Source organism: Rhodococcus ruber (genome assembly GCF_016804345.1).
Lineage (GTDB): Bacteria > Actinomycetota > Actinomycetes > Mycobacteriales > Mycobacteriaceae > Rhodococcus > Rhodococcus ruber.
Genome location: NZ_CP044211.1, coordinates 2,549,217 through 2,574,407 on the forward strand (window position 1 = coordinate 2,549,217; position 25,191 = coordinate 2,574,407).

Genomic DNA, 25,191 nt, shown 5'->3' on the forward strand with positions numbered 1-25,191 from the left:
GCTCCCGCGCGCCGGGCGGGTGATTCAGCCTCCCCTCAGGGCGGTCGGGAACAATGTCGGCGTGGCCGACTCGCAACCCAGCTCCCGCACCCGTGTCCTGCTGCTCGGCAGCACCGGCTCCATCGGCACCCAGGCACTCGAGGTGATCGCCGCCAACCCCGACCGGTTCGAGGTGGTCGGTCTCGCCGCCGGTGGTGGCAACATCGATCTGCTCGCCGAACAGATCCGCGTCACCGGCGTGACCGAGGTGGCCGTCGCGAACGCACAGGCCGCCGCGCGCCTCGACCTCCCGGGCCTGCAGGTCCGCAGCGGGCCGGAGGCGGTGACGAGGTTGGTGCGCGACGTGGAGGCCGACGTGGTGCTCAACGCCCTCGTCGGATCCCTCGGCCTGGAGCCGACGCTGGCCGCACTGGCGACGGGCGCACGCCTGGCGCTGGCCAACAAGGAGTCGCTCGTCGCGGGCGGCGCACTGGTCACCGCCGCCGCGGCCCCGGGGCAGATCGTGCCGGTGGACTCGGAGCACTCGGCGCTGGCCCAGTGCCTGCGCGGCGGCAGCCCCGACGAGGTGGCCCGGCTCGTGCTGACCGCCTCGGGTGGTCCGTTCCGCGGCTGGACGGCCGAACGGCTCGAGTCGGTCACCCCCGAGCAGGCCGGCGCCCACCCGACCTGGTCGATGGGCCCGATGAACACCCTGAACTCGGCGACGCTGGTGAACAAGGGCCTGGAACTGATCGAGACGCACCTGTTGTTCGGCATCGGCTACGACCGGATCGACGTCACCGTGCACCCGCAGTCGATCGTGCACTCGATGGTCACCTTCACCGACGGGTCCACGCTGGCCCAGGCGTCGCCGCCGTCGATGAAGCTGCCGATCGCGCTCGCGCTGGGCTGGCCGCACCGGATCGCGGACGCGGCGCCGGCCCTCGACTTCACGACCGCCTCGACGTGGGAGTTCGAACCCGTGGATCACGACGTCTTCCCCGCGATCGAACTCGCCCGGGCCGCCGGGGTGGGCGGCGGATGCCTGACCGCGGTGTACAACGCCGCGAACGAGGTGGCCGCGGAGGCTTTCCTGGCGGGGGCGCTGCCGTTCCCCGGGATCGTGCGCACGGTGGCGGCGGTGCTGGCCGACGCCGACGCCTGGTCCGCGGCACCCGCTACCGTGGAAGATGTGCTCGCCGCCGACGGCTGGGCTCGGGACCGAGCCCGCGCGCTCGTGAAGTAGGAGGACCGGCCACCGATGATGTTCGTTCTGGGCGTCGTGCTGTTCGCCCTCGGCATCGCCGTATCCATCGCCCTGCACGAGGCCGGGCACATGTGGACCGCGCAGCGCCTCGGCATGAAGGTGCGGCGCTACTACATCGGGTTCGGGCCGCGGCTGTACTCGTTCCGGCGCGGTGAGACCGAGTACGGCCTCAAGGCGATCCCGGCGGGCGGCTTCTGCGACATCGCGGGCATGACGGCGCTCGACGAGCTGGCTCCCGACGAGCACGAGCGCGCCATGTTCAAGCAGAAGGCATGGAAGCGCGTGGTGGTGATGTCCGGCGGCATCGCGATGAACTTCCTCCTCGGGATGGTGCTGATCTTCGGGCTCGCCGTGGCGTGGGGTCTGCCGCGGCTGGGGGAGACCCCGGCGGAGATCGGGGAGCTCTCGTGCGTCGCACCGACCCAGGCCGGTGAATCCGGGGGCTACGAGCTCGCGCCGTGCAGCGGGCCGGGTCCGGCCGCCGCTGCCGGCCTCGAGGTCGGGGACGTCGTCGTCTCCGTCGGCGGCACCGAGGTCGCGACATTCGCGGACCTGGTCGAGGTCACCCGCGCCGCAACCGGCACGGTGGATTTCGTCGTCGAGCGCGACGGTCGCACGTTGACGATCCCGGTGCCGGTCCAGTCCGCCCAGCGCTGGGTGCAGGATCCCGAGACGGGCGCGATCACCTCGGAGACCGTCAGCGCCATCGGGGTGGCCGCGCCGCCGTCCGTCACCGAATACAACGCGTTCACCGCGGTGGGCGGCACGCTGCAGTTCACCGGCGACATGTTCGTGCTCACCGCGCAGGCCCTCGCCGACCTGCCCAGCAAGGTGGGGGCGCTGTGGGAGTCGGTGACGGGCGGCGAACGCGACCCCGACACCCCGATCAGCGTGGTCGGTGCCTCCGTCATCGGTGGGCAGGTCGCCGAGCGGGGCATCTGGCAGATGTTCGTCCTGCTGCTCGCCCAGCTGAACTTCTTCCTGGGCATGTTCAACCTGCTCCCGCTGCTGCCGCTCGACGGCGGCCACATCGCCGTCGTCGTGTACGAGAAGGTCCGCAACTGGATCCGCGGGCTGCGCGGGCTGCCGGTCGGCGGCCCGGTCGACTACACGAAGCTGCTGCCCGTCACCTACGTGTTCGTCCTCATCGGCGGCGCGTTCATGCTGTTGACACTCACCGCGGACATCGTCAACCCCATCCAGCTGTTCTGACCCACACCGCTAGAATTGCCGCGTAGCTACGAAAGAAGGCGAAACGTGACCAGCCCCGTCGGTTTGGGCATGCCCGAAGTTCCCGCCGTCCTCGCGCCCCGGCGCAAGACCCGTCAGCTCATGGTCGGCGACGTCGGCGTGGGCAGCGACCACCCGGTGTCGGTGCAGTCGATGTGCACCACCAAGACGCACGACGTCAACGCGACGTTGCAGCAGATCGCGGAGCTCACCGCGTCCGGTTGCGACATCGTCCGGGTCGCGTGCCCGCGGCAGGAGGACGCCGACGCGCTCGCCGCGATCGCGAAGAAGAGCCAGATCCCGGTCATCGCGGACATCCACTTCCAGCCGCGCTACATCTTCGCCGCCATCGACGCCGGCTGCGCCGCCGTGCGCGTCAACCCCGGCAACATCAAGGAGTTCGACGGCCGCGTGAAGGAGGTCGCCAAAGCCGCCGGCGCCGCGGGCATCCCGATCCGTATCGGAGTCAACGCCGGCTCGCTGGATCCGCGCATCCTGAGCAAGTACGGCAAGGCCACGCCCGAGGCGCTCGTCGAGTCCGCGCTGTGGGAGGCGAGCCTGTTCGAGGAGCACGGCTTCGGCGACCTCAAGATCTCGGTCAAGCACAACGACCCCGTCGTGATGGTCGAGGCCTACCGTCAGCTCGCCGCGCAGTGCGACTACCCGCTGCATCTGGGTGTGACCGAGGCAGGGCCCGCCTTCCAGGGCACGATCAAGTCGGCCGTCGCGTTCGGTGCGCTGCTCAGCGAGGGCATCGGCGACACCATCCGGGTGTCGCTGTCGGCGCCGCCCGCCGAGGAGATCAAGGTCGGCACCCAGATCCTGCAGTCGCTGAACCTGCGGCCGCGCAAGCTCGAGATCGTCTCCTGCCCGTCGTGCGGCCGCGCGCAGGTCGACGTCTACACCCTCGCCGACGAGGTCACCGCAGGCCTTCAGGGCATGGAGGTGCCGCTGCGCGTCGCGGTCATGGGCTGCGTCGTCAACGGCCCCGGTGAGGCACGCGAGGCCGACCTCGGCGTCGCGTCCGGCAACGGCAAGGGCCAGATCTTCGTCAAGGGCAAGGTCGTCAAGACCGTCCCCGAGGCCCAGATCGTCGAGACCCTCATCGAGGAGGCCATGCGCATCGCCGAGGAGATGGAAGGCGACGCCGGCACCGGAAACCCGGTGGTCTCGGTCGGCTGAACCGGTTCGGCGGGCACAGGACTCCCGCGCGGCCCCGGCTTCTGGCAGTCTGAGTGCGTATCCGCAGTCGACAGGTGGTGGGACGTGCTCAAGCTTCTGGGAGTCCGGTCTCTCGGCGGCCGTGACACCGCACACGTGCTGCGGGTGCTGGCCCGCGATCCGGTGGCGGCGTGCATGGTGGCCGGCCGGATCGAGGAGTACGGCCTCGACTCCCGCGCCGTCGGCGGTGACATGTGGAGCCGGGGCGGACCCGACGAGTCGCTGTGCTTCTCGGGGGCGAACCTCGTCCCGCTGCTCGGCGATCGCGACGACCTGCATGCCTTCGCGGACCGCGCCGCCCGCGGCCCCCGCCTGTGCTCGTCGCTCGTCGGCCGTGCCGAACTCGCCTTGCCGATGTGGGAGGTCCTGCAGCCGGAATGGGGTCCCGCCCGCGAGGTGCGGGCCGAGCAACCGCTGCTGGTGCTCGACCGGGAACCCCTCGTCGTCCCCGACCCGCTGGTGCGGCGCGTGCGACCGGACGAGATCGACGCCTACATGCCGGCCGCGATCGCGATGTTCCGCGAGGAGGTCGGTGTGGATCCGTGCGCGGGTGACGGCGGAGCGGGATACCGCCGCCGGGTGCAGAGCCTGATCGCCACCGGACGCGCATGGGCCCGCTTCGAGCACGGCCGGGTGGTGTTCAAGGCCGAGATCGGCTCCCAGTCCTCGTCTGTGGGGCAGATCCAGGGCGTGTGGGTGGACCCCGGCAGGCGCGACGCCGGCCTCGGCTCGACCGGCACCGCGGCCGTCGCCGCCGCCGTCACCGCCGGTGGCCGGCTGCCGAGCCTGTACGTCAACAGCTTCAATCACCGCGCTCGCGCGGCGTACGCCCGGATCGGCTTCCGGCAGGTCGCGACCTTCTGCACGGTTCTGCTGGACTGAGGGGCCGCTCCGTCCGGGCCGTGTCGCCTCCCCGATCCCGGGTGCCACCGGTCCTACGATGACGGCGATGAGAACTCGACCCGTCTGCGCCCCGGTCCCGTCCGTCCGGTTCGTCCAGGCACCGCGTCGGCTCCTGCCGATCCTGGCAGCCGCCGTCGCATTGGCCGGCGGCGTCGTGGCATGCACCCCCAAACCCGCCGGACCGGAGCCTGCCGCACAGGAGTTCCTCACCGACTTCGCCGAGCGGGACTTCGCTGCGGCCGCTGCCCTGACCGATCGTCCCGACTCGGCCGAGGAGGCGCTCGCGGCGACGTGGACGGGGCTGCAGGCGGAGGGTCTCGAGGTGGACACCGACGGGGTGCGGATCGACGGGGACACCGCGACCGTCACCTACGTCTACGAGTGGGACCTGCCCGGCGAGCGCGTGTGGCGGTACTCCGGGCAGATGAACATGGGCCGCAGCGGCGAGGACTGGGTGGTGCGCTGGACGCGGTCGAACCTGCATCCCCAGCTCGGGGACCGGCAGCGGATGCAGCTGCGGACCAATCCCGCCCCGCGTGCCCGCGTCAACGAGCATTCCGGCTCGGACGTGCTCGTTCCGGGCATCGTCTACGGAATCGGTTTCGATGCGGCGCAGGCGGGCGATGTCCGGGCCGCGGCGCGGGCGCTGTCGGCGGCGCTGACCGAGTTCGACCCGTCGCTGACCGCGCAGTCGATCGCCGAGACCGCGACCGCCGCCGACGGCGCCTACTCGGTCGTGCGGCTGCGTGAGGAGGACTACGAACGCGTCGCCGACACCCTCGCGGCGGTGCCCGGGGTCACGATCACCGAGCAGGCCGATCTCGTCGCCACCGACCGTACCTTCGCCCCCGACCTCGTCGGCCAGGTCAAGAAGACCGTGATCGACGAGGTGGACGGCAAGGCCGGGTGGAGCGTCGTCGCGGTCAACCAGAACGGTGTCGACACCGGGGTCCTCACCGAGACGCCGCCCGAACCCGCGCCGTCCTTCTCCGTCAGCCTGGACCGTCCCATCCAGGTGGCGGCGCAGGCCGCCGTCGACGCCCGCACGGAACAGGCGATGATGGTGGTGATCGAGGCGTCCACCGGCGCGGTCCTCGCCGTCGCGCAGAACAAGGCCGCCGACCGCGACGGGCCGGTCGCGCTGGCCGGACAGTACCCGCCCGGCTCCACCTTCAAGATCATCACCTCGGGTGCCGCCATCTCCAGCGGGCTCGCGGGACCGGGCACCATGGTGGCCTGCCCGGGCCGGATCACGATCGGCGAGCGCAGTGTTCCGAACTACAACGAATTCTCGGTCGGCACCGTGCCGATGGCGACGGCGTTCGCGCGCTCGTGCAACACCTCGTTCGCCAAACTCGCCTCCGAGATGGCGCCCGACGCCCTCACCGTCGCGGCCGCGCAGTTCGGCATCGGACCCGAGTACGACGTGGTGGGCATGCCCACGTTCTCCGGATCGGTGCCGCCCGCGGAGGACCTGGTCCAGCGCGCCGAGGACGGCTTCGGTCAGGGCAGGGTCGTCGTCAGCCCGTTCGGGATGGCCCTGGCCGCGGCGACCGTCGCGCACGGCAGCGCACCCGTGCCCTACCTGCTGCAGGGACGCGAGACCGTCGTCACCGGCGACCGGCCGCCGGTCACCCCGGAGATGGTCGACGGCCTGCGCGGCATGATGCGCCTGGTGATCACCAGCGGTACCGCCGACCGGATTCGCGACCAGGGCGAGGTGTACGGCAAGACGGGTGAGGCCGAGGTCGCGGGCGGCTCCCACGCATGGTTCGTCGGATATCGCGGTGACCTGGCCTTCGCGACGCTCGTCGTGCGCGGCGGCAGCTCCGACAACGCCGTCGCCGTCACCCGCGACATGTTCGCGGCGCTGCCGGAGGGCTACTGACCGGCCCGGGCGCGCCGCGGGAGAGCCCACCGGCCGCCGGTCAGGGCAGCAGCCCCAGGCGTCGCGCCGACACGACGGCCTCGTGCCGGGTGTGGGCGTCGAGCTTGCCCATCGCGCTGCGCAAGTAGCTCTTGACCGTCTCCGGGCCGACCGACAGCCGGTCGGCGATCTCGGCGTTGGTGCATCCCAGCGCCACGTGCGCGAGCACGTCGGTCTCGCGCGGCGAGAGCACCACGTCGCTCTGGAGCGGTGCCGCGCCGCCGAGCGCCCCGGCCAGCCGGTCCGACAGGTCCCGCAGCTTACGCTGCAGGCCGGCATCCTCGACGCACTGGGCGAGACCGCGCAGTTCTGCGTGCACGTCCCGGATCTGGGCGGCCGCGACCGGGCTCTCGACCGGGCGGTCGAGGGAACCGAGCATCGCCAGCCGCCGGTCCACCTCGTCCCGGACGGCGATCTCGCTGCTGAGCCGTCGCGCCGCCTGCACGAAGGCTCCCACCGCGCGGTCGCCGAGCGGGGAACACTCCCGGATCGCGCCGTAGAGCACGGCACGAGCCGCCCCGCTCACCATCACCGGCACCGCGAGGATCGAGCGCAGCCCCTCGCCGAGGACCGGCCGATCGAAGTGGTGGGTGATCGACGACGACCGGCCGTAGTCCGGCACCGTCGCCGGCCGGGCCCGGTCCACCACGAGGCCGCCCAGACCGGCCCGGGGCGGGACCACGACCCCCTCGAGAGCGTTGGTGCGGGTGCCGAAGAACTCGGTCAGGTGCAGGTTCCCGTCGCGAACCTCCCCGGCGAACACGACAGGGATCAGGGCCTCGGCCGCGGTACGGCGAAGCTCCCCGCGCAGGGCGTCGCTGTCGCGGGGACGAAGGAGAGGCGAGGTGCCGGCCGGCGCCATCGGTCACCCCTTTCCGGGGGTATCGGGACGGACGTGTGACTTGGATCATAAAGGAATCGATCCTCGGGACGTTCACCCCGGGGCGCTTCACGAGAGGACGGATTCGATGACCACCGAGACCACCGCGCGTGCGCATTCCGGGCAGGAGGCACGGGTGCGGGAACTGCTGGACCGCTACGACACCGCCGACGCGTGTGCCGCACAGCTGCTGTGCGACGGGCATCCCGCGGACGCCGTCGCGTTCACAGTGGTCGAGGCGGATCTGACCGCGACCGACCTGACCTTCGGCGAGCTGCGTGAGCAGTCCTCCCGGTTCGCCGCGGCCCTGGCCGATCTCGGCGTCGAGCCGGGCGACCATGTCGCCACCCTGATGGGCAAGTCCGCGGACCTGGTGGTGGCGCTGCTCGGCATCTGGCGTCGCGGTGCCGTGCACGTGCCGTTGTTCACCGCCTTCGCACCCCCGGCGATCGGCTTCCGGCTGCAGGCCAGCGGGGCGAAGGTCGTCGTCGCCGACGCGGACCAGGTCGGCAAGCTCGCGCCCGGCGAGGACATCCCCGCCGACGCGCCGTGGCAGATCGTCGTTGCCGGTCCCGCCGAGGCCGGCACCGCCGGCATCGGCGTCCGCTTCGCCGACCTGGTGGCCTCGCACGATGCGGACGATCCGCGCGGCGCCGCGGTCGCCGTCGGTGGGCACGGCGGGCTCGTGCAGCTGTTCACCTCCGGCACGACCGGCACCCCGAAGGGGGTGCCGGTGCCGGTGCGGGCGCTCGCGTCGTTCCACGCCTACCTGGACTTCGGCCTCGACGTGCGTGAGGACGACGTGTTCTGGAACGCCGCCGATCCCGGCTGGGCGTACGGGCTCTACTACGCGCTGCTCGCGCCGCTGGCCGCCGGTGTGCGCAGCCTGCTGCTGCACGCCGGGTTCTCCGCCGCCCTCACCTGGCAGGTGATGGAAAAGTTCGGGGTCACCAACTTCGCGGCCGCGCCCACCGTCTACCGCAGCCTGCGGGCGGACTCGGCGCCCGTGCCGGAGTCGGTCTCGCTGCGGCGCGCCTCGTCCGCCGGCGAGCCGCTCACCCCGGACGTCGTGGCATGGTCCGAGCAGACCCTCGGCGTGATCGTGCGCGACCACTACGGCCAGACCGAGCACGGCATGTTCGTCGTCAACGCGTGGGCGGACGGGCTGCGCGAAGAAGTGCGGCCCGGATCGATGGGTAAGCCCCTGCCCGGGTGGTCCTGCGCCGTGCTCTCGGACGACTCCGACGACATCGCCGCCCCCGGCGTGCCCGGACGGGTGGCGATCGACACCCACGCCAGCCCCCTGCTGTGGTTCACGGGGTACGTGGACGCGCCGGAGAAGACCGCGCAGCGGTTCACCGAGGACGGCCGCTGGTACCTCACCGGCGACGCCGGACAGGTCGACGAGGACGGGTTCTTCTACTTCTCCGCCCGCGACGACGACGTGATCATCATGGCGGGCTACCGGATCGGCCCGTTCGACGTCGAGAGCGTGCTGGTGATGCACGAGCACGTCGTCGAGGCCGCCGTCGTCGGCATGCCCGACCAGCTGCGCGGCGAGGTGCTCGAAGCGTTCGTGGTGCTGCGCGACGGCGTCGACGGCACCGACGAGCTCGAGGTGGAGCTGCAGCAGCTGGTCAAGCGCAAGTTCGCGGCGCACGCCTACCCGCGGACCGTGCACTTCGTGCCGCAGCTGCCGAAGACGCCCAGCGGCAAGATCCAGCGCTACATCCTGCGTCAGGGCTGAGCCGCCCGCGTGGGGGCGGCGCGGCCGGCGCCGCGTCGCCCCCCGTCGGTCGGGGCCTATCCTGGTGACCATGCCTGTTCGCACCGCACTCGTCCCCGGAACCGTCTCACCCGTCCGCGCCGTCCCCAACGGGATCGAGCGACCGGAGTACGCGTGGAAGCCGACGGCGAACGAAGGGCACGAGCCGTGGGTGCAGACCCCGGAGACCATCGAGAAGATGCGGGTCGCCGGCCGCATCGCCGCGCAGGCCCTGGCCGAGGCGGGCAAGGCCGTCGCGCCGGGCGTGACCACCGACGAACTGGACCGGATCGCGCACGAATACATGTGCGACCACGGCGCGTATCCCTCGACGCTGGGGTACAAGGGCTTCACCAAGTCGTGCTGCACGTCGCTGAACGAGGTGATCTGCCACGGCATCCCGGATTCGACGGTGCTCGAGGACGGCGACATCGTCAACATCGACGTCACCGCCTACATCGGGGGAGTGCACGGTGACACCAATGCCACGTTCCTGGCGGGCGAGGTCTCCGAGGAGCACCGCCTGCTGGTCGAACGGACCCGTGAGGCGACGATGCGGGCGATCAAGGCGGTCAAGCCGGGCCGGGCCCTCAACGTCGTCGGCCGGGTCATCGAGTCGTACGCGAACCGGTTCGGGTACGGGGTGGTGCGTGACTTCACCGGTCACGGCATCGGCGAGACGTTCCACAACGGGCTGGTGATCCTGCACTACGACCAGCCGTCCGTCGACACCGTGCTCGAGCCGGGAATGGTGTTCACGATCGAGCCGATGATCAACCTCGGCACCGTGGACTACGAGATCTGGGACGACGGCTGGACCGTGGTCACCAAGGACCGCAAGTGGACCGCCCAGTTCGAGCACACCATCGTCGTCACCGACAGCGGAGCGGATATCCTCACGCTGCCGTGACGCGGCCGGGTGCCGGGCGCAACGCCTTGTCGCGTACCGTGCTTCGGCATGGAACCGACTGACGTGGCGATCCCGGCCGGCACCTTCACCGTGCGAATCGACGGCCCCGAGAGCCGGCACGCGGTGCTGCTGCTGCCCGGCGCCGGGGAATCCGCCGACGTCTACGACGCGGTGTGCGCGCGGCTGCACCATTCGGATCTGCGTACGTTCGTACCGGAGACCATCGAGGGTCTCGACGTCGCGGGCGTGCACGCATTGCTCGACGCCCTGCAGTTGCCGTGGGTGCACCTCGTCGGCAGTGGGGCTGGAGCGGAGCTGGCGTGGGCGGCCGCCTCGGGCCGGTTCGGCCGGTTCGCCAGCCTCGTGGTCGCCGACCGGGGCCACCCGGCGGTGCCGGACGTCGAGGGCGTCGTACGGGACGCGGACGCCGCCCCCGCCGAGGTGCCCACCACCGTGCTCGTGGGCAGCGCCGCGCGCCGCCCGGAGGCCGACGCCTCGATGCGGTACGTCCTGTCGGAGTTCCGCGTCGTCGAACTGAGCGGCGTGGCCAACATCCCGGCCGAGGCGCCGGCGGAACTGGCCAGCGCGATCGCCCTGCGCACCGGCAGCTGGTAGGCGGCTTCGCCGCCGGTGTGTCCTTTGGGCGGTGGGAGCCGCCCAAAGGACACACCGATCACAACCCGAGGAGAGCGTTCTCGACCAGTTCCGGCAGGGCCGGGTGGATCCAGTACTGTCCGGTGGCCGTCTCCCGGGCGGTGAGACCGAAGCTCATGGCCTGGATCAGCGGCTGGATCACCGACGACGCCTGGGCGCCCAGGATGTGCACGCCGAGCAGCTTGCCCGTGGTGCGGTCGGCGATCACCTTGCAGAAACCCTCGGTGTCCTCCATCGCCCAGCCGTACGCGACGTCGCCGTAGTACTGGATCTTCACCGCGACGTCGTAGCCCTGGGCGCGGGCCTGTTCCTCGGTCAGGCCGACCGTCGCGATCTGCGGGTCGGTGAAGACCGCGGACGGCACGAACCGATGGTCCGAGCGGCGCAGGACCGAGACGTCCTCGCCCCACGCGTCGTGGAGCAGGTTGTGCTGTACGACGCGGGCCTCGTGATTGGCGACGTGCTTGAGCTGGTGCGGCGACGAGACGTCGCCGAGCGCGAAGACCCCGCGCGCGGTGGTGCGCTGGAACTCGTCGACGACGATCCGGCCGTCGTCGTGCAGCGCGATGCCGCCCGCGGCGGCGTCGAGTGCGTCCCCGTTGGGTGTCCGGCCGACCGCGACGAGCAGCGCGTCGCCGCTGACGGTGGTGCCGTCGGCCAGTTCCACCTCGACGCCGTCGCCGACGGGACGGAACGCCGTCGCGGGGTTGGACAGGTGCACGTCCCACCGGTCGGTGGCCAGGCCGGTGAAGTGCTCGGCGAGGTCGTGGTCGAGGTGCCGCAGCAACTGACCGGTGCGGGCGAGCACCGACACCCGGGTGCCCAGGGCGGAGAAGACGTGCGCGAACTCCATCGCGATGAACCCGGAGCCGAGGATCACCAGCGATTCCGGCAGTTTCGGCAGCCGCATGATGTCGTCGTTGGTGTAGTAGCGGACCCCGCCGTCGAGTACCTCCTGCGGGATCGCCGGACGCGCGCCCGCTGCGACGACGACCTGGTCGGCGGTGATGATCTCGCCCGTGCCGGTGTCGAGGGTGCGCTCGCCCACGAACCGGGCGTGCCCGCGGTGGACGGTGACGTTCGCGCAGTCCTCGGTGCGGTAGCGGTCGCCGCCGGCCGCGATCGGGTCGATCCGGCCGAACACCCGGTCGACGATGTCGCTCCACCGGACCCCGTCGATCGTCGCGTCGACACCGTACTTCGCGGCCTTGCGCACGGTCTGCGCGACCTCCGCCGCATAGACGTACATCTTGGTGGGGATGCAGCCGACGTTGAGACAGGTGCCACCGAAGGTGCCCTGCTCGAGGATCGCCACCTTCCGGCCGTCGAATCGCTCGTCGAGGATCGAGTTTCCGGAGCCGGTGCCGATGATGGCCAGGTCGTAGTGACTCACTGTTCTCCCGTTGTCAGGTTCGCGTGGACGATCACAGGGATCTGCTGTGACCGTCCAACCAGTCCAGCCACAGATCCAATTCCCGGAACGCCACGTCGAGCACGTCGGGTGTGGAGAGGAACACATCGTGCCGGGCGCCGGTGATCGGAACGATCGTCGTGCGGTCGCCCAGGCATCCGGCCCACCGGGCGATCTGCTTGACGTCGAGGACCGCGTCGGCGGTGTCCACCGTGGGGTCGTACGCGGGGGCCCAGCGGGTGTCCTTCGACCGCAGGATCAGCGACGGGACGCCGACATCGAGGCCGCGGTGCAGTGTCGCGTGGCCGCGGCGGACGGCACGGAGCCAGCCGAACGTGACGGGAAACCCGGCCAGCGGCTTCCAGTCCAGGTCGTACTCCCAGTGGCCGTTGGCGTCCTTGTGCAGACTCATCCCGTAGGTGTCCAGGCTCTGCCCCGGGATGACGGCGCGGCTGCGCACCCGGCCGACGGCATCGACCGCGACGGTGCCGAGGCCGCGCAGGATCGACGGTCCCTGCAGGTCGAACCACGGGCTGTTGAGGATCAGGCCCTGGATCCCGGCGCCGCCCGTACCGCCCGGTCGGCGGTTCATCCGATCGAGCCACAACGGCAGGACCAGCCCGCCCGTGGAATGCGCCACGAGCAGGATCCCGCCGCCGACCTCACCGCGGACGATCCGCAGTGCCTCCTCGAGTTCGGCGTCGTAGTAGGTCAGATCGGTGACGAAGTGCGGGGTCTGCCCGGGTTGCCGCGAGCGCCCGCACTTGCGCAGGTCCAGGGCGAAGAACCGGTACCCCTGGGCGGCGAAGTGCTCGGCGAGGTGCTGCTGGAAGAAGTAGTCGGTGAAGCCGTGCACGTAGATCACCGCGCGGTCCGGCGCGGACTCGCCGCCGGGGTAGACGGACGGCTGGTAGCGGACGAGGGTGGCGGTGGCCTCGCCCTCGCCGTCCGGATCGGGGCCGAGATGCAGCGTGAGCTGCTCGTATCCGTCGCCGAGGATATCGGGCTGCCAAGTAGTCACGATCACACTGTATTGGTCGGTACGCGGACCTGTCGTGGGGGCACAATTGGGTGAAGACAAACGCCGGACAACGCGCGGGTAACCTGTTCGTCGCAGTCGGCGCGGCCGCGACGTCGCCGGGATCCGTGAGTTCAGCGAGACCCGGCGGACGAGCACGGACGTGCACGGGACACTCACGCGGTGCAGTGCGGAACGCAGCGGCGCGTGCGAACAGACAAGGAAGTCGATCCTCCAGTGTCAGAGAACGTGGTAGAGGCCAAGACCGATGTAGTGCTCGTGGGTGCGGGCATCATGAGCGCGACACTCGGCGCCATCCTGCGCCGGCTGCAGCCCGACTGGTCCATCACCGCTTTCGAGCGGCTCGACGCCGCGGCGGCCGAGAGCAGTGATCCCTGGAACAACGCGGGCACCGGCCACTCGGCGCTGTGCGAGCTGAACTACACGCCCGCCAAGCCGGGCGGTGGCGTGGACATCACCAAGGCGATCAACGTCAACGAGCAATTCCAGGTCTCGCGCCAGTTCTGGGCGTTCGCGGTGGACAACGGCATCCTCACCGATCCCAAGAACTTCATCAATCCCGTTCCGCACGTCAGCTTCGTCCACGGCGCCGACAACGTGAAGTACCTGCGTGCCCGCTACGACGCGCTGGCCGGGCACCCGCTCTTCGCCGGCATGGAGTACTCGGAGAGCCCCGAGTACTTCTCGGAACGGCTGCCGCTGATGGCGCAGGGCCGGGACTTCTCCGAGCCCATCGCGCTGAACTGGACCCAGGACGGCACCGACGTCGACTTCGGCGCCCTCACCAAGCAGCTGCTGAACAACGTCGCCGCGTCCGGCGGCACCGTGCACTTCGGCCACGACGTGACGGATCTGGACAAGCAGTCCGACGGAAGCTGGAGCGTCAAGGTCCGCAACCGCCGCACCGGCCAGGCCCGCAAGGTGCACGCCCGGTTCGTGTTCGTCGGTGCCGGCGGTGGCGCGCTGCACCTGCTGCAGAAGTCGGGTATCGCGGAGGCCAAGGGCTTCGGCGGCTTCCCCGTCTCCGGTCAGTTCCTGCGCTGCACCAATCCGGAGCTGATCGCCATGCACAGCGCCAAGGTGTACGGCAAGGCCGCCGTGGGTGCACCGCCCATGTCGGTCCCGCACCTCGACACCCGCGTGATCGGCGGCAAGCAGGGCCTGCTGTTCGGCCCCTACGCCGGCTGGTCCCCGAAGTTCCTCAAGAACGGCAAGTTCACCGACCTGCCCGGGTCGGTCAAGCCGAACAACCTGCTGTCGATGATCGGCGTCGGCCTCACCGAGATGGGACTGACCAAGTACCTGATCGGTGAGCTGATGCAGTCGCCGCGCGACCGCATCGGCACCCTGGGCGAGTTCGTGCCGCAGGCCCGCATGGCGGACTGGGAGCTCATCACCGCCGGCCAGCGGGTACAGGTCATCCGCCGCAAGGGCGCGGGCGGAGTGCTCGAGTTCGGCACCGCCGTGGTCAATGCCGGCGACGGCACGATCGCCGGCCTGCTCGGCGCGTCGCCGGGGGCCTCGACCGCGGTTCCGGCGATGCTCGACGTGCTCGAACGGTGCTTCCCCGACCGGTGGACGGCATGGCAGGACACCCTGCGGGAGATGGTGCCGTCCCTCGGAGTCAAGCTCTCGGACGACACCGCACTGTTCGACAAGGTCTGGCGCTGGGGTACCAAGTCCCTGCAGCTCGATGTCGCCTCCCCGGTCGACGCCCCCGCCCCGGCGGAGCCGGCGACGGTCTGACCGTCCTGTCGTCGAGGCGGCCCGCGCGGGACCCGCCCGGATCCCGCGCGGGCCGCCCTCGTCCGCCGGAACATGCCGGTGTCCCCGCCCGGCGGTCTACGCTGGTTCCAGCGTGGAGAGGGGCAGGGCTGTGAGCACCGCTAGGGAACGGATCTGGCTCGCCAGCTACGCCGAGGGCGTGCCCTCGGACATCACGCCTCCGGAGCACTCGCTGGTCCACATGCTCGAGACTTCGGCAGCCCGGTTCGGACCACGTCCGGCGCTCGAGTTCTTCGGCGCGGAACTGACCTATTCGCAACTCGCCGACCGGGTGCACCGCGGCGCGGAGGGGCTACGGCGGCTCGGTGTGCGCCCCGGTGACCGGGTGGCGCTCGTCCTGCCGAACTGCCCGGAACATGTGATCGCGTTCTATGCGGTCCTGCGGATCGGCGGCGTGGTGGTCGAGCACAATCCGCTCTACACCGAGGAAGAGATGGCCCGCCAGTTCGCGGACCACGGCGCCACGGTGGCGATCGCCTGGGACAAGGTCTGTCCGCTGCTGCAGCAGATCGCCGGGGACACGGCCGTCGAGCACATCGTGGCGGTGGACATCACGCGTTCGATGCCGTGGTCCAAGCGGCTCGCGCTCGCCCTTCCCGTTCCGAAAGCGCGTGCGGCGCGGGACGCGCTGACCGGCTCTGCGCCCGGGACGATTCCGTGGAATCGGCTGCTGGCGGACGGGCCCGTCGACCCCGATCGACCGGGGCCCTCGGTCGAGGATCTGGCGGTGATCCAGTACACGAGCGGCACCACCGGCGTCCCGAAGGGCGCGATGCTGACCCACCGCAACCTCGGCGCCAACGCCGCCCAGGGTCGTGCGTGGGTACCGGGCCTGGTGGACGGCGAAGAGGTCGTGTACGCGGTGTTGCCGATGTTCCACGCATACGGGCTCACGCTGTGCGTGACCTTCGCGATGAGTATCGGCGCCCGGCTGGTCCTGTTCCCCAAGTTCGACGTGGATCTGGTGCTCACCGCCGCCGCGAAGCACCCGCCCACGTTCATGCCGGCGGTGCCGCCGATCTACGAGCGGCTCGCCCGCGCGGCCCGGGAGCGATCGGTGGACCTGACGTCGGCGCGATGGTCGATCTCCGGGGCGATGCCCTTGCCGACGGAGACCCTGGAACTGTGGGAGGAGGTCACCGGCGGGGTACTGGTCGAGGGGTACGGGCTCACCGAGACGTCGCCGGTGGCGATCGGCAATCCCATCGGACTCACCCGCCGGCCCGGCGCCGTCGGGGTGCCCTTCCCGAGCACCGAGATCCGGGTGGTCGATCCTGCCGACCCGGCGCGCGACGTCGAACCCGGGGAGCGGGGAGAGTTGCTGCTCCGGGGTCCGCAGGTGTTCTCCGGATACTGGAACAAGCCCGAACAGACGGCGGAAGCACTGCTCGACGGGGGCTGGTTCCGGACCGGGGACATCGTCCAGGTCGACCGGGACGGATTCGTCACGGTGGTGGATCGGATCAAGGAACTGGTCATCACCGGTGGATTCAATGTCATGCCGTCCGAGGTCGAGGCGGCGTTGCGGTCGTTCCCGGGGATCGTCGATGCCGCCGTGGTGGGACTGCCGGCTTCCGACGGCGGCGAGGACGTGGTGGCGGCGGTGCTGGTTTCGGGTGAGGACGTCGACCCCGAGGCGGCGCGGGAGCACTGCCGGTCGCGCCTGGCCGCCTACAAGGTTCCGCGACGTGTGGTGGTGGTGGAGGACCTGCCGCGCTCCCAGATCGGGAAGGTGCTGCGCCGGCAGGTCCGCGAGTCTCTCCTCCCCGGCTGATCCCTCCGGCAGCCGTGCGGGTCGCGACTGCGGCGTCGCTCACGAAGTTCGTACGGCGGATGGCGCCGCAAACCACCGTGCCCGTAGTGTTTGTGCGTTCCACGCAGCGTGATGCGCGTTGCAGACAGTGCCGAAAGATGGGAAGTGCCGGTGTCCAGTGCTGCCGACGACGAGACCAACTACCTGGTCGGGCTCAATCTGCGGGGCCGGCGCGTGGTGGTGGTCGGCGGCGGTACCGTCGCACAGCGGCGGCTCGGCCTGCTCGTCGCCGCCGGTGCCCACGTGCACGTGATCACCCGTGCCGCGACGCCCGCCGTCGAGGGCATGGCGACCGCCGGGCAGATCACCCTGGAACTGCGCGACTACCGCGCCGGGGATCTGGACGGCGCCTGGTATGCCATCGCCTGCACGGACGAACCGGACACGAATGCCGCGATCGTCGCGGAGGCCGAACGCGACCGCATCTTCTGCGTCCGGGCCGACAACGCCCGTCGCGGCACCGCGGTCACCCCGGCCACCGCCCACTACGACGGGATGACCGTCGGTGTGCTGGCCGGCGGCGACCACCGCCGCTCCGCGGCCGTGCGCACCGCGATCCGCGAGGCCCTGCAGTCCGGCGCCGTCGTCGCAGACGCCGAACCCGCCCGTCCCGGGGTCGCGCTGGTCGGGGGTGGCCCGGGCGATCCCGACCTGATCACCGTCCGCGGGCGGCGCCTGCTGGCCCGGGCCGACGTCGTCGTCGCCGACCGGCTGGCCCCACCGGAACTGCTCGCCGAGCTCGGCCCCCACGTCGAGGTGATCGACGCCGCCAAGATCCCCTACGGCCGGGCGATGGCGCAGGAGGCCATCAACCAGGCCCTCATCGACGGCGCGAAGGCCGGGAAGTTCGTCGTCCGGCTCAAGGGCGGCGACCCGTACGTGTTCGGCCGCGGCTACGAGGAACTCGAGGCATGCGTTGCCGCCGGGGTGCCCGTGACGGTCGTTCCGGGCATCACCAGCGCCATCTCGGTGCCCTCCGCGGCGGGGATCCCGGTCACCCATCGCGGGGTCACCCACGAGTTCGTCGTGGTCAGCGGGCACGTGGCCCCGGACCACCCGGATTCGCTCACCGACTGGGGTGCGCTCGCGCGCCTGCGCGGCACGCTGGTGCTGCTGATGGCGGTCGAGCGGATCGAGCAGTTCGCCGCCGCCCTGCTCGAGGGGGGCCGGCCCGCGCAGACGCCGGTCACCGTGATCCAGGAGGGCACGCTGCGCACCCAGCGGGTGCTGCGCGCCGATCTGGCGACCGTCGCCGCGCGGGTCCGGGAGGAGCAGATCCGCCCGCCGGCCATCGTCGTCATCGGGCCGGTGGCCGCGTTCGACGTCGGGCCGGTGGCCGAGGTCGCCTCGGACGCTCGGTAACGTTGATCCACATGGCCGAAACCTCCTCGCCCGTGAGCTACCCCGTCACCACGCGTGCGCTGGGTCTGGCGATCGTCGTCCTCAGCGGCCTGCAGCTGATGGTCGTCCTCGACGGCACGGTCGCCAATCTCGCGCTGGCCCCGTTGCAGGAGGACCTCGGCCTGAGCGACGCGGGCCGCAACTGGGTGCTCACGTCGTACGCACTGAGCTACGGCGGTCTCATGCTGCTCGGCGGACGCCTCGGCGACGCCTTCGGTCGTAAACGCATGTTCATCGCCGGCGTCGGGTTGTTCACGCTCGCCTCGCTGCTGTGCGGACTCGCCGTCAACGAGGGCACCCTCGTCGCGGCCCGCGCGCTGCAGGGCGTCGGCGCCGCTGTGGCCTCGCCCACGGCCCTGGCGCTGGTCGCCACCACCTTCGCACCCGGACCGGCCCGCAACCAGGCGATCGCCATCTTCGCGGCCATGACGGGTGTCGGCTCGATCGCCGGGCTGATCATCGGAGGCGCTCTGACCGAGGTGTCCTGGCGCTGGATCTTCCTGATCAACGTGCCGATCGGGATCCTGATCGTGACCCTGGCCGTGATCGCACTCCGCGAGACCGCCGCCGAGCGGCTGCCGCTGGACGTGCCGGGCGCGGTGCTCGCCACGCTCGGCTGCACCGGTCTCGTCTTCGGGCTCACCGAGGGCCCCGAGATGGGGTGGAGCAGCCCGGCGGTGGTCGGCGCGCTGCTCGCCGGTGCCGCGCTGCTCGCGGTGTTCCTCGTCGTGGAGCGCCGCGCCGAGAACCCCTTGCTGCCGTTCGTGCTGTTCCGCAATCCCGACCGGGTCGCGACGTTCGTGTCGATCTTCTTCGCCGGTGCCGTCATGTTCAGCCTCGCCGCGTTCGTCGCCCTGTTCGTGCAGGACATCCTCGGGTACTCGCCGCTGCAGGCCGGTCTGGCGTTCGTGCCGTTCGCCTTCGGGCTGGGCGCCGCCGCTGCGGTCGCGTCGAAGCTCGCGGTCCGGGTGCGGCCCCGGTGGCTCGTCGTCACCGGAGCCCTGATCATGGCGGTCAGCCTGCTGTACGGGTCGACCATGTCGCACACCGTCGCGTACGTGCCGACGCTGTTCGTCCTGGTGCTCGTCGTCGGATTCGGCGTGGGCCTGGCCGTGGTCCCGCTGCCGCTGTGTGCGATCGCCGGCGTCGGCTCGCACGAGATCGGCCCGCTCGCTGCGATCGCCCAGGTGGCGCAGACGCTCGGCGGCCCGATCGGTCTCGCCGTGATCGGCGCGATGGCCACCTCCCGGACCCTGGCCCTGGGGGGTACGTCCGGCGCCGTCGCCGACATGGACCCCGCCCAGCTCTACGCGCTGGGGGAGGGCTATCTGTTCGCTCTCGTCGGCTGCGCGGTGTGCGCCGTGATCGCGGGGGCTGCGGCGTTGTTCATCCGCTTCACCCCGGAGCAGGTCGCGCAGGCCCAGGAAGCGGAGAAGGCGGCGCAGGGTACATAGACCTCCGCCGCCGGAGGCACAGGGTACATAGACCTCCGCCGCCGGAGGCGCAGGGTACATAGACCTCCGCCGCCGGAGGTGCAACAGCACACAGACCTCCGCCGCGGTGGCCGCCCGCACCGGGGTGTGACCGCCGTGCGTCCCGGGTAGCCGGAGCACATGCTGTCCGCCTTCACCGACCGGGTTCGATACTCGGCGTCGTGGACGGTACGTGCCGTCCGCGAACGAGGCCACGAGCGCCACATCGCCACCCAGGCTGCCAAGGCGTCCGTCGCTGCGATGATGGCCTGGCTCGTCGCCGCCGAGTGGCTCGCGCTGCCGCAGGCCTATCTCGCGCCGTACGTCGCGGTGTTCCTCGTCGAGACGACGGTGTTCCGGTCGGTCCGGCAGGCGTTCGTGCAGATGGCGATCGTCCTGTCCGGGGTACTGCTCGCCGCGGCGGCGATCGCGCTCGTGCCCGGACCGACGCTGTCGATCGGCGCAGCCGTGCTCGTCGGCTGGTTCGTCGGCCGGTGGCGGGTGTTCGGCACCAACGGGATCTGGGTGGCGATCACCGCCCTGTTCGTCATCGCGACGGGCGTCGCGGGCGATCCGGTGATGCTGGGAGACCGGTTGATCGAGACCGCCATCGGCGCGGTCTGCGGACTCGTGGTGACCGCGGCGCTCTTCCCGCCCGTCTACCCGGTCGGAGACGAGCTCGAGGTACTCACCCGGGAGATCCGATCCCTGCTGTGCGACATGGCCGCCGGGACGGGCGACGACGCGGGCCCGGGCACCGGGGGCTGGGCGCGCCGGGCGGAGGAGATCGACCGGATGATGGAGCGCGCGGCGGAATCCTCGCAGTGGGCACGCGAGAGCGCGCGGCTCAATCCGCGTCCGATCGCAGACCGGGTCCGGGACCAGGCCACGGCCTCCCAGGGCGTCCTGGACCGGCTGTGGTACGCCGTGCCGGCGCTGCGCGAACTCGCACGTGTCGCCGAGGCGGCGTCGGACGGTGTTCTCGCCGAGGCGGACGACGCGGCGCGGTGTTCCGTGCCCGCCCTCCTGACGGCCCTTGCCGGGCTCGTGGACCGGATCGGGGACGCCCACGACGACCCCGCGCGATTCGACGAGGCCCGCGACCGGTGCGCCCGCCGGCTCGCCGAACTGCAGCGCTCGGCCGCCGGGTCCGGTGATCCCCGGGTGGCGGCCGTGCTCGGGAGCTTCTGGCACCCGGCGCACCGGTTCCTCACCGCGGTGCAGGACACCGGGCGCACACCGCAATCAGGTCAGAATCACGAGTTCGGTGGCTGACGCCGTCTCCACCCGCAGACCCGCGCGGGCCGCGACCCGCGCGACACCGTCGACGTCCGCCGGCTCCGCGCGGGTCAGCACGAGCGCACGTGCCAGCAGGCCCTTGTGGTGCTTGTTGAAGTGGCTGACCACCTTGCGGCTGCCGTCCGGCTGCTCGGTGAGCACGGTTGCCGTGACCGCACCGGGGACAGGTCCGAGTTGCTGGTACACCCCCGAGCGCAGGTCCACGACGAGCTCCCCGGCGGCCTCCGCGGACAGTGCGTCGCTCAGTTCCGGGCGCCACAACGACGCGAGGGTGCCGAACCCGGGCAGCTTCGATCCGCCCGACAGGCGATATGCAGGGACGGGATCGCCCGCACGGACCGCGCCGAACAGCGCCGACCCGATCGCGAGCCGCCGGTAGGCCTTCGCCCGCTGCGCCCTGGTGAACCCGGCGGCGTCGAGGGCGTCGAACAGCACTCCGGTGTATCGCGCGAGCGCCGGTCGCGTGGGCGAGACCCACAGCTTGGCGTTGCGTTCGATCTCGTCCGCCTGCGTGGGACCCAGGCCGAGCGCCACGGTCGACGCCTCGTGGTCCGCGGCCAGGTCGACGAGTGCCTGCGCCAGCGCCTCGCGAGTCACGGTCAGCTGCGGCATCGACAGTTCGCCCAGGTCGAGGGGCGCACCGTCGCCGCCGTCGGACTTGGTTTCGGAAGGAGGCAGAAGCACCAGCACAAGCGGTAACCGTACCGAGGCCGGTCCGGGGGCGGCAGGTAGGCTGCTCTCCCGTGATCACCCGCATGTCGCACCTGTTTCTCCGCACCCTCCGCGACGATCCGGCCGACGCCGAGGTCGCCAGCCACAAGCTGCTCGTGCGCGCCGGCTACGTCCGCCGCATAGCGCCGGGGGTGTACTCGTGGCTGCCACTGGGTCTGCGGGTGCTGCGGCAGGTCGAGCGCGTCGTGCGCGAGGAGATGAACGCGATCGGCGCGCAGGAGATCTCGCTGCCGGCACTGCTGCCGCGCGACCCCTACGAGACCACGAACCGGTGGACCGAGTACGGCGACGGGCTGTTCCGGCTGCACGACCGCAAGGGCGCCGACTACCTGCTCGGGCCCACCCACGAGGAGATGTTCGCGCTCACCGTCAAGGGCGAATACAACTCCTACAAGGACTTTCCGGTCACGCTGTACCAGATCCAGACCAAGTACCGGGACGAGGAGCGGCCGCGTGCCGGGATCCTCCGCGGCCGCGAGTTCGTGATGAAGGACTCCTACAGCTTCGATCTCACCGACGAGGGCCTGGCCGAGTCCTACCGGGCCCACCGCGACGCCTACGAGCGGATCTTCGCGCGTCTCGGGGTGAAGTACGTCATCGTCTCCGCGACCTCGGGCGCGATGGGCGGGAGCGCGTCGGAGGAGTTCCTCGCCGAGAGCGAGGTGGGTGAGGACACGTACGTGCGCTGCCTCGAGTCGGGCTACGCCGCGAACGTCGAAGCGGTGCGCACTCTGGCTCCCGAGCCGGTCGCGTTCGACGGGCTGCCCGAGCCGGTGGTGCACGACACCCCCGACACCCCGACCATCGAGACTCTCGTCGAGTGGGCAGCCGGGGCGCTCGACCGCCCGGTGACCGCCGCCGACACCCTGAAGAACATCCTCGTCAAGACGCGGCGACCCGGCGGGGAGTGGGAACTGCTCGGTATCGGCATCCCCGGCGACCGAGAGGTGGACGACAAGCGGCTCGGTGCATCGCTCGAGCCGGCCGAGTACGAGCTGCTCACGGACGCCGACTTCGCGGCCCACCCGTTCCTCGTCAAGGGGTACATCGGTCCGAAGGCGCTGCTGGACAACGGGGTCCGTTACCTCGTCGATCCGCGGGTCGTGGACGGCACGTCGTGGATCACCGGCGCCGACGAACCCGGCAGGCACGTCGTCGGACTCGTCGCGGGCCGGGACTTCGTCCCGGACGGCACGATCGAGGCCGCCGAGGTGCGCGACGGTGATCCGTCGCCCGACGGTGCCGGGCCCCTGGTGTCGGCGCGCGGCATCGAGATCGGCCACGTGTTCCAGCTCGGCCGCAAGTACACCGATGCCTTCGCCGTCGACGTGCTCGGCGAGAACGGCAAGCCGGTGCGGCCGACCATGGGTTCCTACGGTGTCGGCGTCTCGCGGCTCGTCGCGGTGATCGCCGAGCAGCAGCACGACGACAAGGGTCTGCGCTGGCCGGCCGAGGTCGCTCCGTTCGGCGTGCACCTGGTGATCGCCAACAAGGACGAGGCGGCCCGGGCGGGCGCCGAGAACCTGGCGGCCGAACTCGACAAGGCCGGAGTCGCGGTCCTGCTCGACGATCGCAAGGCCTCGCCCGGGGTGAAGTTCAAGGACTCCGAGCTGCTCGGCGTGCCGCTGGTGGTCGTCGTCGGACGGGGATGGGCGAACGGCAAGGTCGAGCTGCGCGACCGGTTCGGCGGCGAGTCCCGGGAGGTTCCGGCCGACGAGGCGCTGCAGGAGATCCTCGGCCGCTGAGGCGCGTCGGACCCCACAATCGGTGTCATGACCGACAGCGACACGGCCGACGACTGGGCCGCCACCGACAGCTACCTCGCCGAGCTCCTCGTCGGCGACGACCCCGCCCTGACCGCGGCGCTCGAGGCCAACGCCGCGGCCGGGTTGCCGCCGATCGACGTGGCACCGGTGCAGGGCAAGCTGCTGCACCTGCTGGCCCGGATCCGCGGTGCCCGGCGCATCCTCGAGATCGGCACGCTCGGCGGGTACTCGACCATCTGGCTGGCGCGGGCCGTCGGCGACGACGGGCGCGTGGTCACCCTCGAGTACGAACCGCGGCACGCCGAGGTCGCCCGCGCCAACCTCGACCGCGCCGGGGTGGGGGAGCGCGTCGAGGTCCGCGTGGGCGCCGCCCTCGACCTCCTGCCGTCCCTCGAGGGCGAGGCCCCGTTCGACCTGGTCTTCGTCGACGCCGACAAGGAGAACAACCCGCACTACGTGCGGTGGGCGCTGCGGCTCGGCCGACCCGGAACCGTGATCGTCGTCGACAACGTGATCCGCGGCGGATCGGTGACCAATGCCGACCTCGACGACGAGCGTGTGCGCGGCGCCCGGGAGGTGCTCGAACTCATGGGGGCGGAGCCCCGCCTCGACGCGACCGCGCTGCAGACCGTCGGGGTCAAGGGCTGGGACGGCGTGGCGATCGCCGTGATGACCGCCTGACCCGCCGCGCCGGACGGCTCAGGGTTGCCCGGGCAGCGCGACGGACGGCGGGGCGATCCCCAGGTTGACGCGCCACCGTGCCGCCCGCATCGCCGACTCGGTGAGCGCCTCGATCGCCGCTCCACGGGTGTGCTCGCTGCGGGCCCGCTCGACGACGGAACGCCACGCCACGGCGACATCGGCCTCGATCTGTACCGCCAGCTGTGCTGCCGAGACCGGATCGGTCACCGGGAAGGGCGTGGTGTACCCGGCGGCAGCGGGGGGCGGGGTCACGCCCGCGGCCCGCAGCGCATCCGTGGTGGCGTCGCGCCGGGCGCGGTGGGCCGCGGTGTCGGCCGAGACCTCGGCCGCCCGGGCGGGGTTGGAGAAGGCGGCGACGATTCCGTACCCGAACACCGCGGCGTACTCGGCGTTCAACGCGTCCACGAGGGCCTGCTGCTCGACACCCAGCGACTGCGAACTCACGGCAGCAGCACCCCCGTGTGCACGGCGCACGCGGCGCTGATCGAGGCGAGCAGGCCCGCCCGGTACCCCTGCAGGGTGCGGGCGAGATCGGCGGCGGCGCGCCGCGAGGTGCCCAGCCGGTCGCGCATCAGATCGAGGGTCGGTGGATCCGCGGCCGGAGCGACGGTCGTCGTCGTGACGTCCGACACCGTCGGGTCGGTCCCGGCGAGCCGGGCCACTTCGGCGTCCAGGGTCTGGGCGTGGGTCGTGCGTTCGGCGGCGACGGCCTGCAGCGCCTGCGCACGGTCCGGAAGCAGCGCGACGAGCAGGGCGGCGGTCGCGGCGTCGACGCGCGCCCGCTCGGCCTGCGCGATCAGCGGATCGACCTCTCCGCTGCCGTCGTCCTCGCCGGCAGCGCACCCGGCGACGGCGAGCGCGCCGAGACCGCCGAGCGCGGCGCCGGACCACCGCAACACGGTGCGGCGGGATACGGGCGGTGAGGATGCGAGCGTCGGCACCGCACCATCGTGCCAGCCCGGTCCGCGTGGATCCGACGGTGGTCGGCCGCGGGGGTTGGTCACGGGGGCACCGAATGCGCGATATCCTGGGATA

The 25,191-nt window shown here is 71.4% G+C and carries 21 protein-coding genes; 15 read left to right on the forward strand and 6 right to left on the reverse strand.

The features are described from left to right. Positions 1-61 precede the first annotated feature (61 nt). The 5 genes from dxr (at position 62) to F1734_RS11980 (ending at position 6,488) form a co-directional block, all read left to right on the forward strand. Positions 62-1,225 (forward strand): 1-deoxy-D-xylulose-5-phosphate reductoisomerase, encoded by a 1,164-nt coding sequence (gene dxr / locus F1734_RS11960; protein ID WP_010592731.1) that lies wholly within the window; start codon positions 62-64, stop codon positions 1,223-1,225. 15 nt (positions 1,226-1,240) lie between these two features. Then, complete coding sequence (locus tag F1734_RS11965) at positions 1,241-2,458, forward strand: M50 family metallopeptidase (protein ID WP_010592730.1); 1,218 nt, start codon at positions 1,241-1,243, stop codon at positions 2,456-2,458. A 45-nt stretch (positions 2,459-2,503) separates the two neighbouring features. Beyond that, positions 2,504-3,658, forward strand: a complete 1,155-nt coding sequence (gene ispG, locus F1734_RS11970; RefSeq protein ID WP_010592729.1) for a flavodoxin-dependent (E)-4-hydroxy-3-methylbut-2-enyl-diphosphate synthase — start codon at positions 2,504-2,506, stop codon at positions 3,656-3,658. An 84-nt stretch (positions 3,659-3,742) separates the two neighbouring features. Beyond that, the gene (locus F1734_RS11975) at positions 3,743-4,579 is read left to right on the forward strand and encodes a GNAT family N-acetyltransferase (protein WP_017680563.1); all 837 of its coding nucleotides are present in this window, start codon (positions 3,743-3,745) and stop codon (positions 4,577-4,579) included. 67 nt (positions 4,580-4,646) lie between these two features. After that, entirely contained in the window at positions 4,647-6,488 is a 1,842-nt protein-coding gene (locus F1734_RS11980; protein WP_010592727.1) for a penicillin-binding transpeptidase domain-containing protein, read from the forward strand. A gap of 40 nt (positions 6,489-6,528) precedes the next feature. Here the strand turns inward: F1734_RS11980 and F1734_RS11985 are convergent, their stop codons facing one another. Next, on the reverse strand, positions 6,529-7,389 hold the full coding sequence (locus tag F1734_RS11985) for a helix-turn-helix transcriptional regulator (RefSeq protein WP_040271842.1): 861 nt from the start codon (positions 7,387-7,389) through the stop codon (positions 6,529-6,531). 106 nt (positions 7,390-7,495) lie between these two features. Between F1734_RS11985 and F1734_RS11990 the strand changes: the two genes are divergently transcribed. The 3 genes from F1734_RS11990 (at position 7,496) to F1734_RS12000 (ending at position 10,697) form a co-directional block, all read left to right on the forward strand. Beyond that, positions 7,496-9,154, forward strand: a complete 1,659-nt coding sequence (locus tag F1734_RS11990; RefSeq protein ID WP_040271845.1) for an AMP-binding protein — start codon at positions 7,496-7,498, stop codon at positions 9,152-9,154. Between the two features lie 70 nt (positions 9,155-9,224). Further along, positions 9,225-10,082, forward strand: a complete 858-nt coding sequence (map, locus tag F1734_RS11995) for a type I methionyl aminopeptidase (protein ID WP_010592724.1) — start codon at positions 9,225-9,227, stop codon at positions 10,080-10,082. Positions 10,083-10,130: 48 nt separating this feature from the next. Next, positions 10,131-10,697 (forward strand): hypothetical protein, encoded by a 567-nt coding sequence (locus F1734_RS12000; RefSeq protein WP_026137713.1) that lies wholly within the window; start codon positions 10,131-10,133, stop codon positions 10,695-10,697. Between the two features lie 58 nt (positions 10,698-10,755). Here F1734_RS12000 and mtr read toward each other — a convergent pair whose 3' ends face one another. Both mtr and F1734_RS12010 read right to left on the reverse strand, forming a co-directional pair. Further along, the gene (mtr, locus tag F1734_RS12005) at positions 10,756-12,129 is read right to left on the reverse strand and encodes a mycothione reductase (RefSeq protein WP_203011721.1); all 1,374 of its coding nucleotides are present in this window, start codon (positions 12,127-12,129) and stop codon (positions 10,756-10,758) included. A 31-nt stretch (positions 12,130-12,160) separates the two neighbouring features. Beyond that, positions 12,161-13,168: an alpha/beta hydrolase gene (locus tag F1734_RS12010; RefSeq protein ID WP_026137714.1), complete on the reverse strand. Its 1,008-nt coding sequence runs from the start codon at positions 13,166-13,168 to the stop codon at positions 12,161-12,163. Between the two features lie 234 nt (positions 13,169-13,402). On the opposite strand from F1734_RS12010, the gene mqo reads away from it, so the two are divergent. From mqo to F1734_RS12035, 5 genes are all read left to right on the forward strand, one after another. Then, positions 13,403-14,932, forward strand: coding sequence for a malate dehydrogenase (quinone) (gene mqo / locus F1734_RS12015; protein ID WP_026137715.1), 1,530 nt, complete (start codon positions 13,403-13,405; stop codon positions 14,930-14,932). 130 nt (positions 14,933-15,062) lie between these two features. Continuing rightward, on the forward strand, positions 15,063-16,745 hold the full coding sequence (locus F1734_RS12020) for a long-chain-fatty-acid--CoA ligase (RefSeq protein ID WP_203011722.1): 1,683 nt from the start codon (positions 15,063-15,065) through the stop codon (positions 16,743-16,745). A 111-nt stretch (positions 16,746-16,856) separates the two neighbouring features. Continuing rightward, positions 16,857-18,146, forward strand: a complete 1,290-nt coding sequence (gene cobA, locus F1734_RS12025; protein ID WP_225222750.1) for a uroporphyrinogen-III C-methyltransferase — start codon at positions 16,857-16,859, stop codon at positions 18,144-18,146. Between the two features lie 11 nt (positions 18,147-18,157). Beyond that, positions 18,158-19,639, forward strand: a complete 1,482-nt coding sequence (locus tag F1734_RS12030) for an MFS transporter (protein ID WP_017680569.1) — start codon at positions 18,158-18,160, stop codon at positions 19,637-19,639. 159 nt (positions 19,640-19,798) lie between these two features. Beyond that, the gene (locus F1734_RS12035; RefSeq protein WP_064066635.1) at positions 19,799-20,932 is read left to right on the forward strand and encodes an FUSC family protein; all 1,134 of its coding nucleotides are present in this window, start codon (positions 19,799-19,801) and stop codon (positions 20,930-20,932) included. Here the strand turns inward: F1734_RS12035 and yaaA are convergent. Beyond that, entirely contained in the window at positions 20,903-21,646 is a 744-nt protein-coding gene (yaaA, locus tag F1734_RS12040; RefSeq protein WP_064066636.1) for a peroxide stress protein YaaA, read from the reverse strand. The two genes, F1734_RS12035 and yaaA, sit on opposite strands and share 30 nt — an antisense overlap. 53 nt (positions 21,647-21,699) lie before the next feature. On the opposite strand from yaaA, the gene F1734_RS12045 reads away from it, so the two are divergent. Both F1734_RS12045 and F1734_RS12050 read left to right on the forward strand, forming a co-directional pair. Then, the gene (locus tag F1734_RS12045) at positions 21,700-23,433 is read left to right on the forward strand and encodes a proline--tRNA ligase (RefSeq protein WP_203011724.1); all 1,734 of its coding nucleotides are present in this window, start codon (positions 21,700-21,702) and stop codon (positions 23,431-23,433) included. A gap of 27 nt (positions 23,434-23,460) precedes the next feature. After that, entirely contained in the window at positions 23,461-24,135 is a 675-nt protein-coding gene (locus tag F1734_RS12050) for an O-methyltransferase (RefSeq protein WP_064066638.1), read from the forward strand. 18 nt (positions 24,136-24,153) lie between these two features. Here F1734_RS12050 and F1734_RS12055 read toward each other — a convergent pair whose 3' ends face one another. Further along, positions 24,154-24,600: a ferritin-like domain-containing protein gene (locus F1734_RS12055; protein WP_010592709.1), complete on the reverse strand. Its 447-nt coding sequence runs from the start codon at positions 24,598-24,600 to the stop codon at positions 24,154-24,156. Then, positions 24,597-25,097, reverse strand: coding sequence for a hypothetical protein (locus F1734_RS12060; protein ID WP_010592708.1), 501 nt, complete (start codon positions 25,095-25,097; stop codon positions 24,597-24,599). Before F1734_RS12060 ends, F1734_RS12055 begins: the two co-directional genes overlap by 4 nt. Between the last annotated feature and the right edge of the window lie 94 nt (positions 25,098-25,191).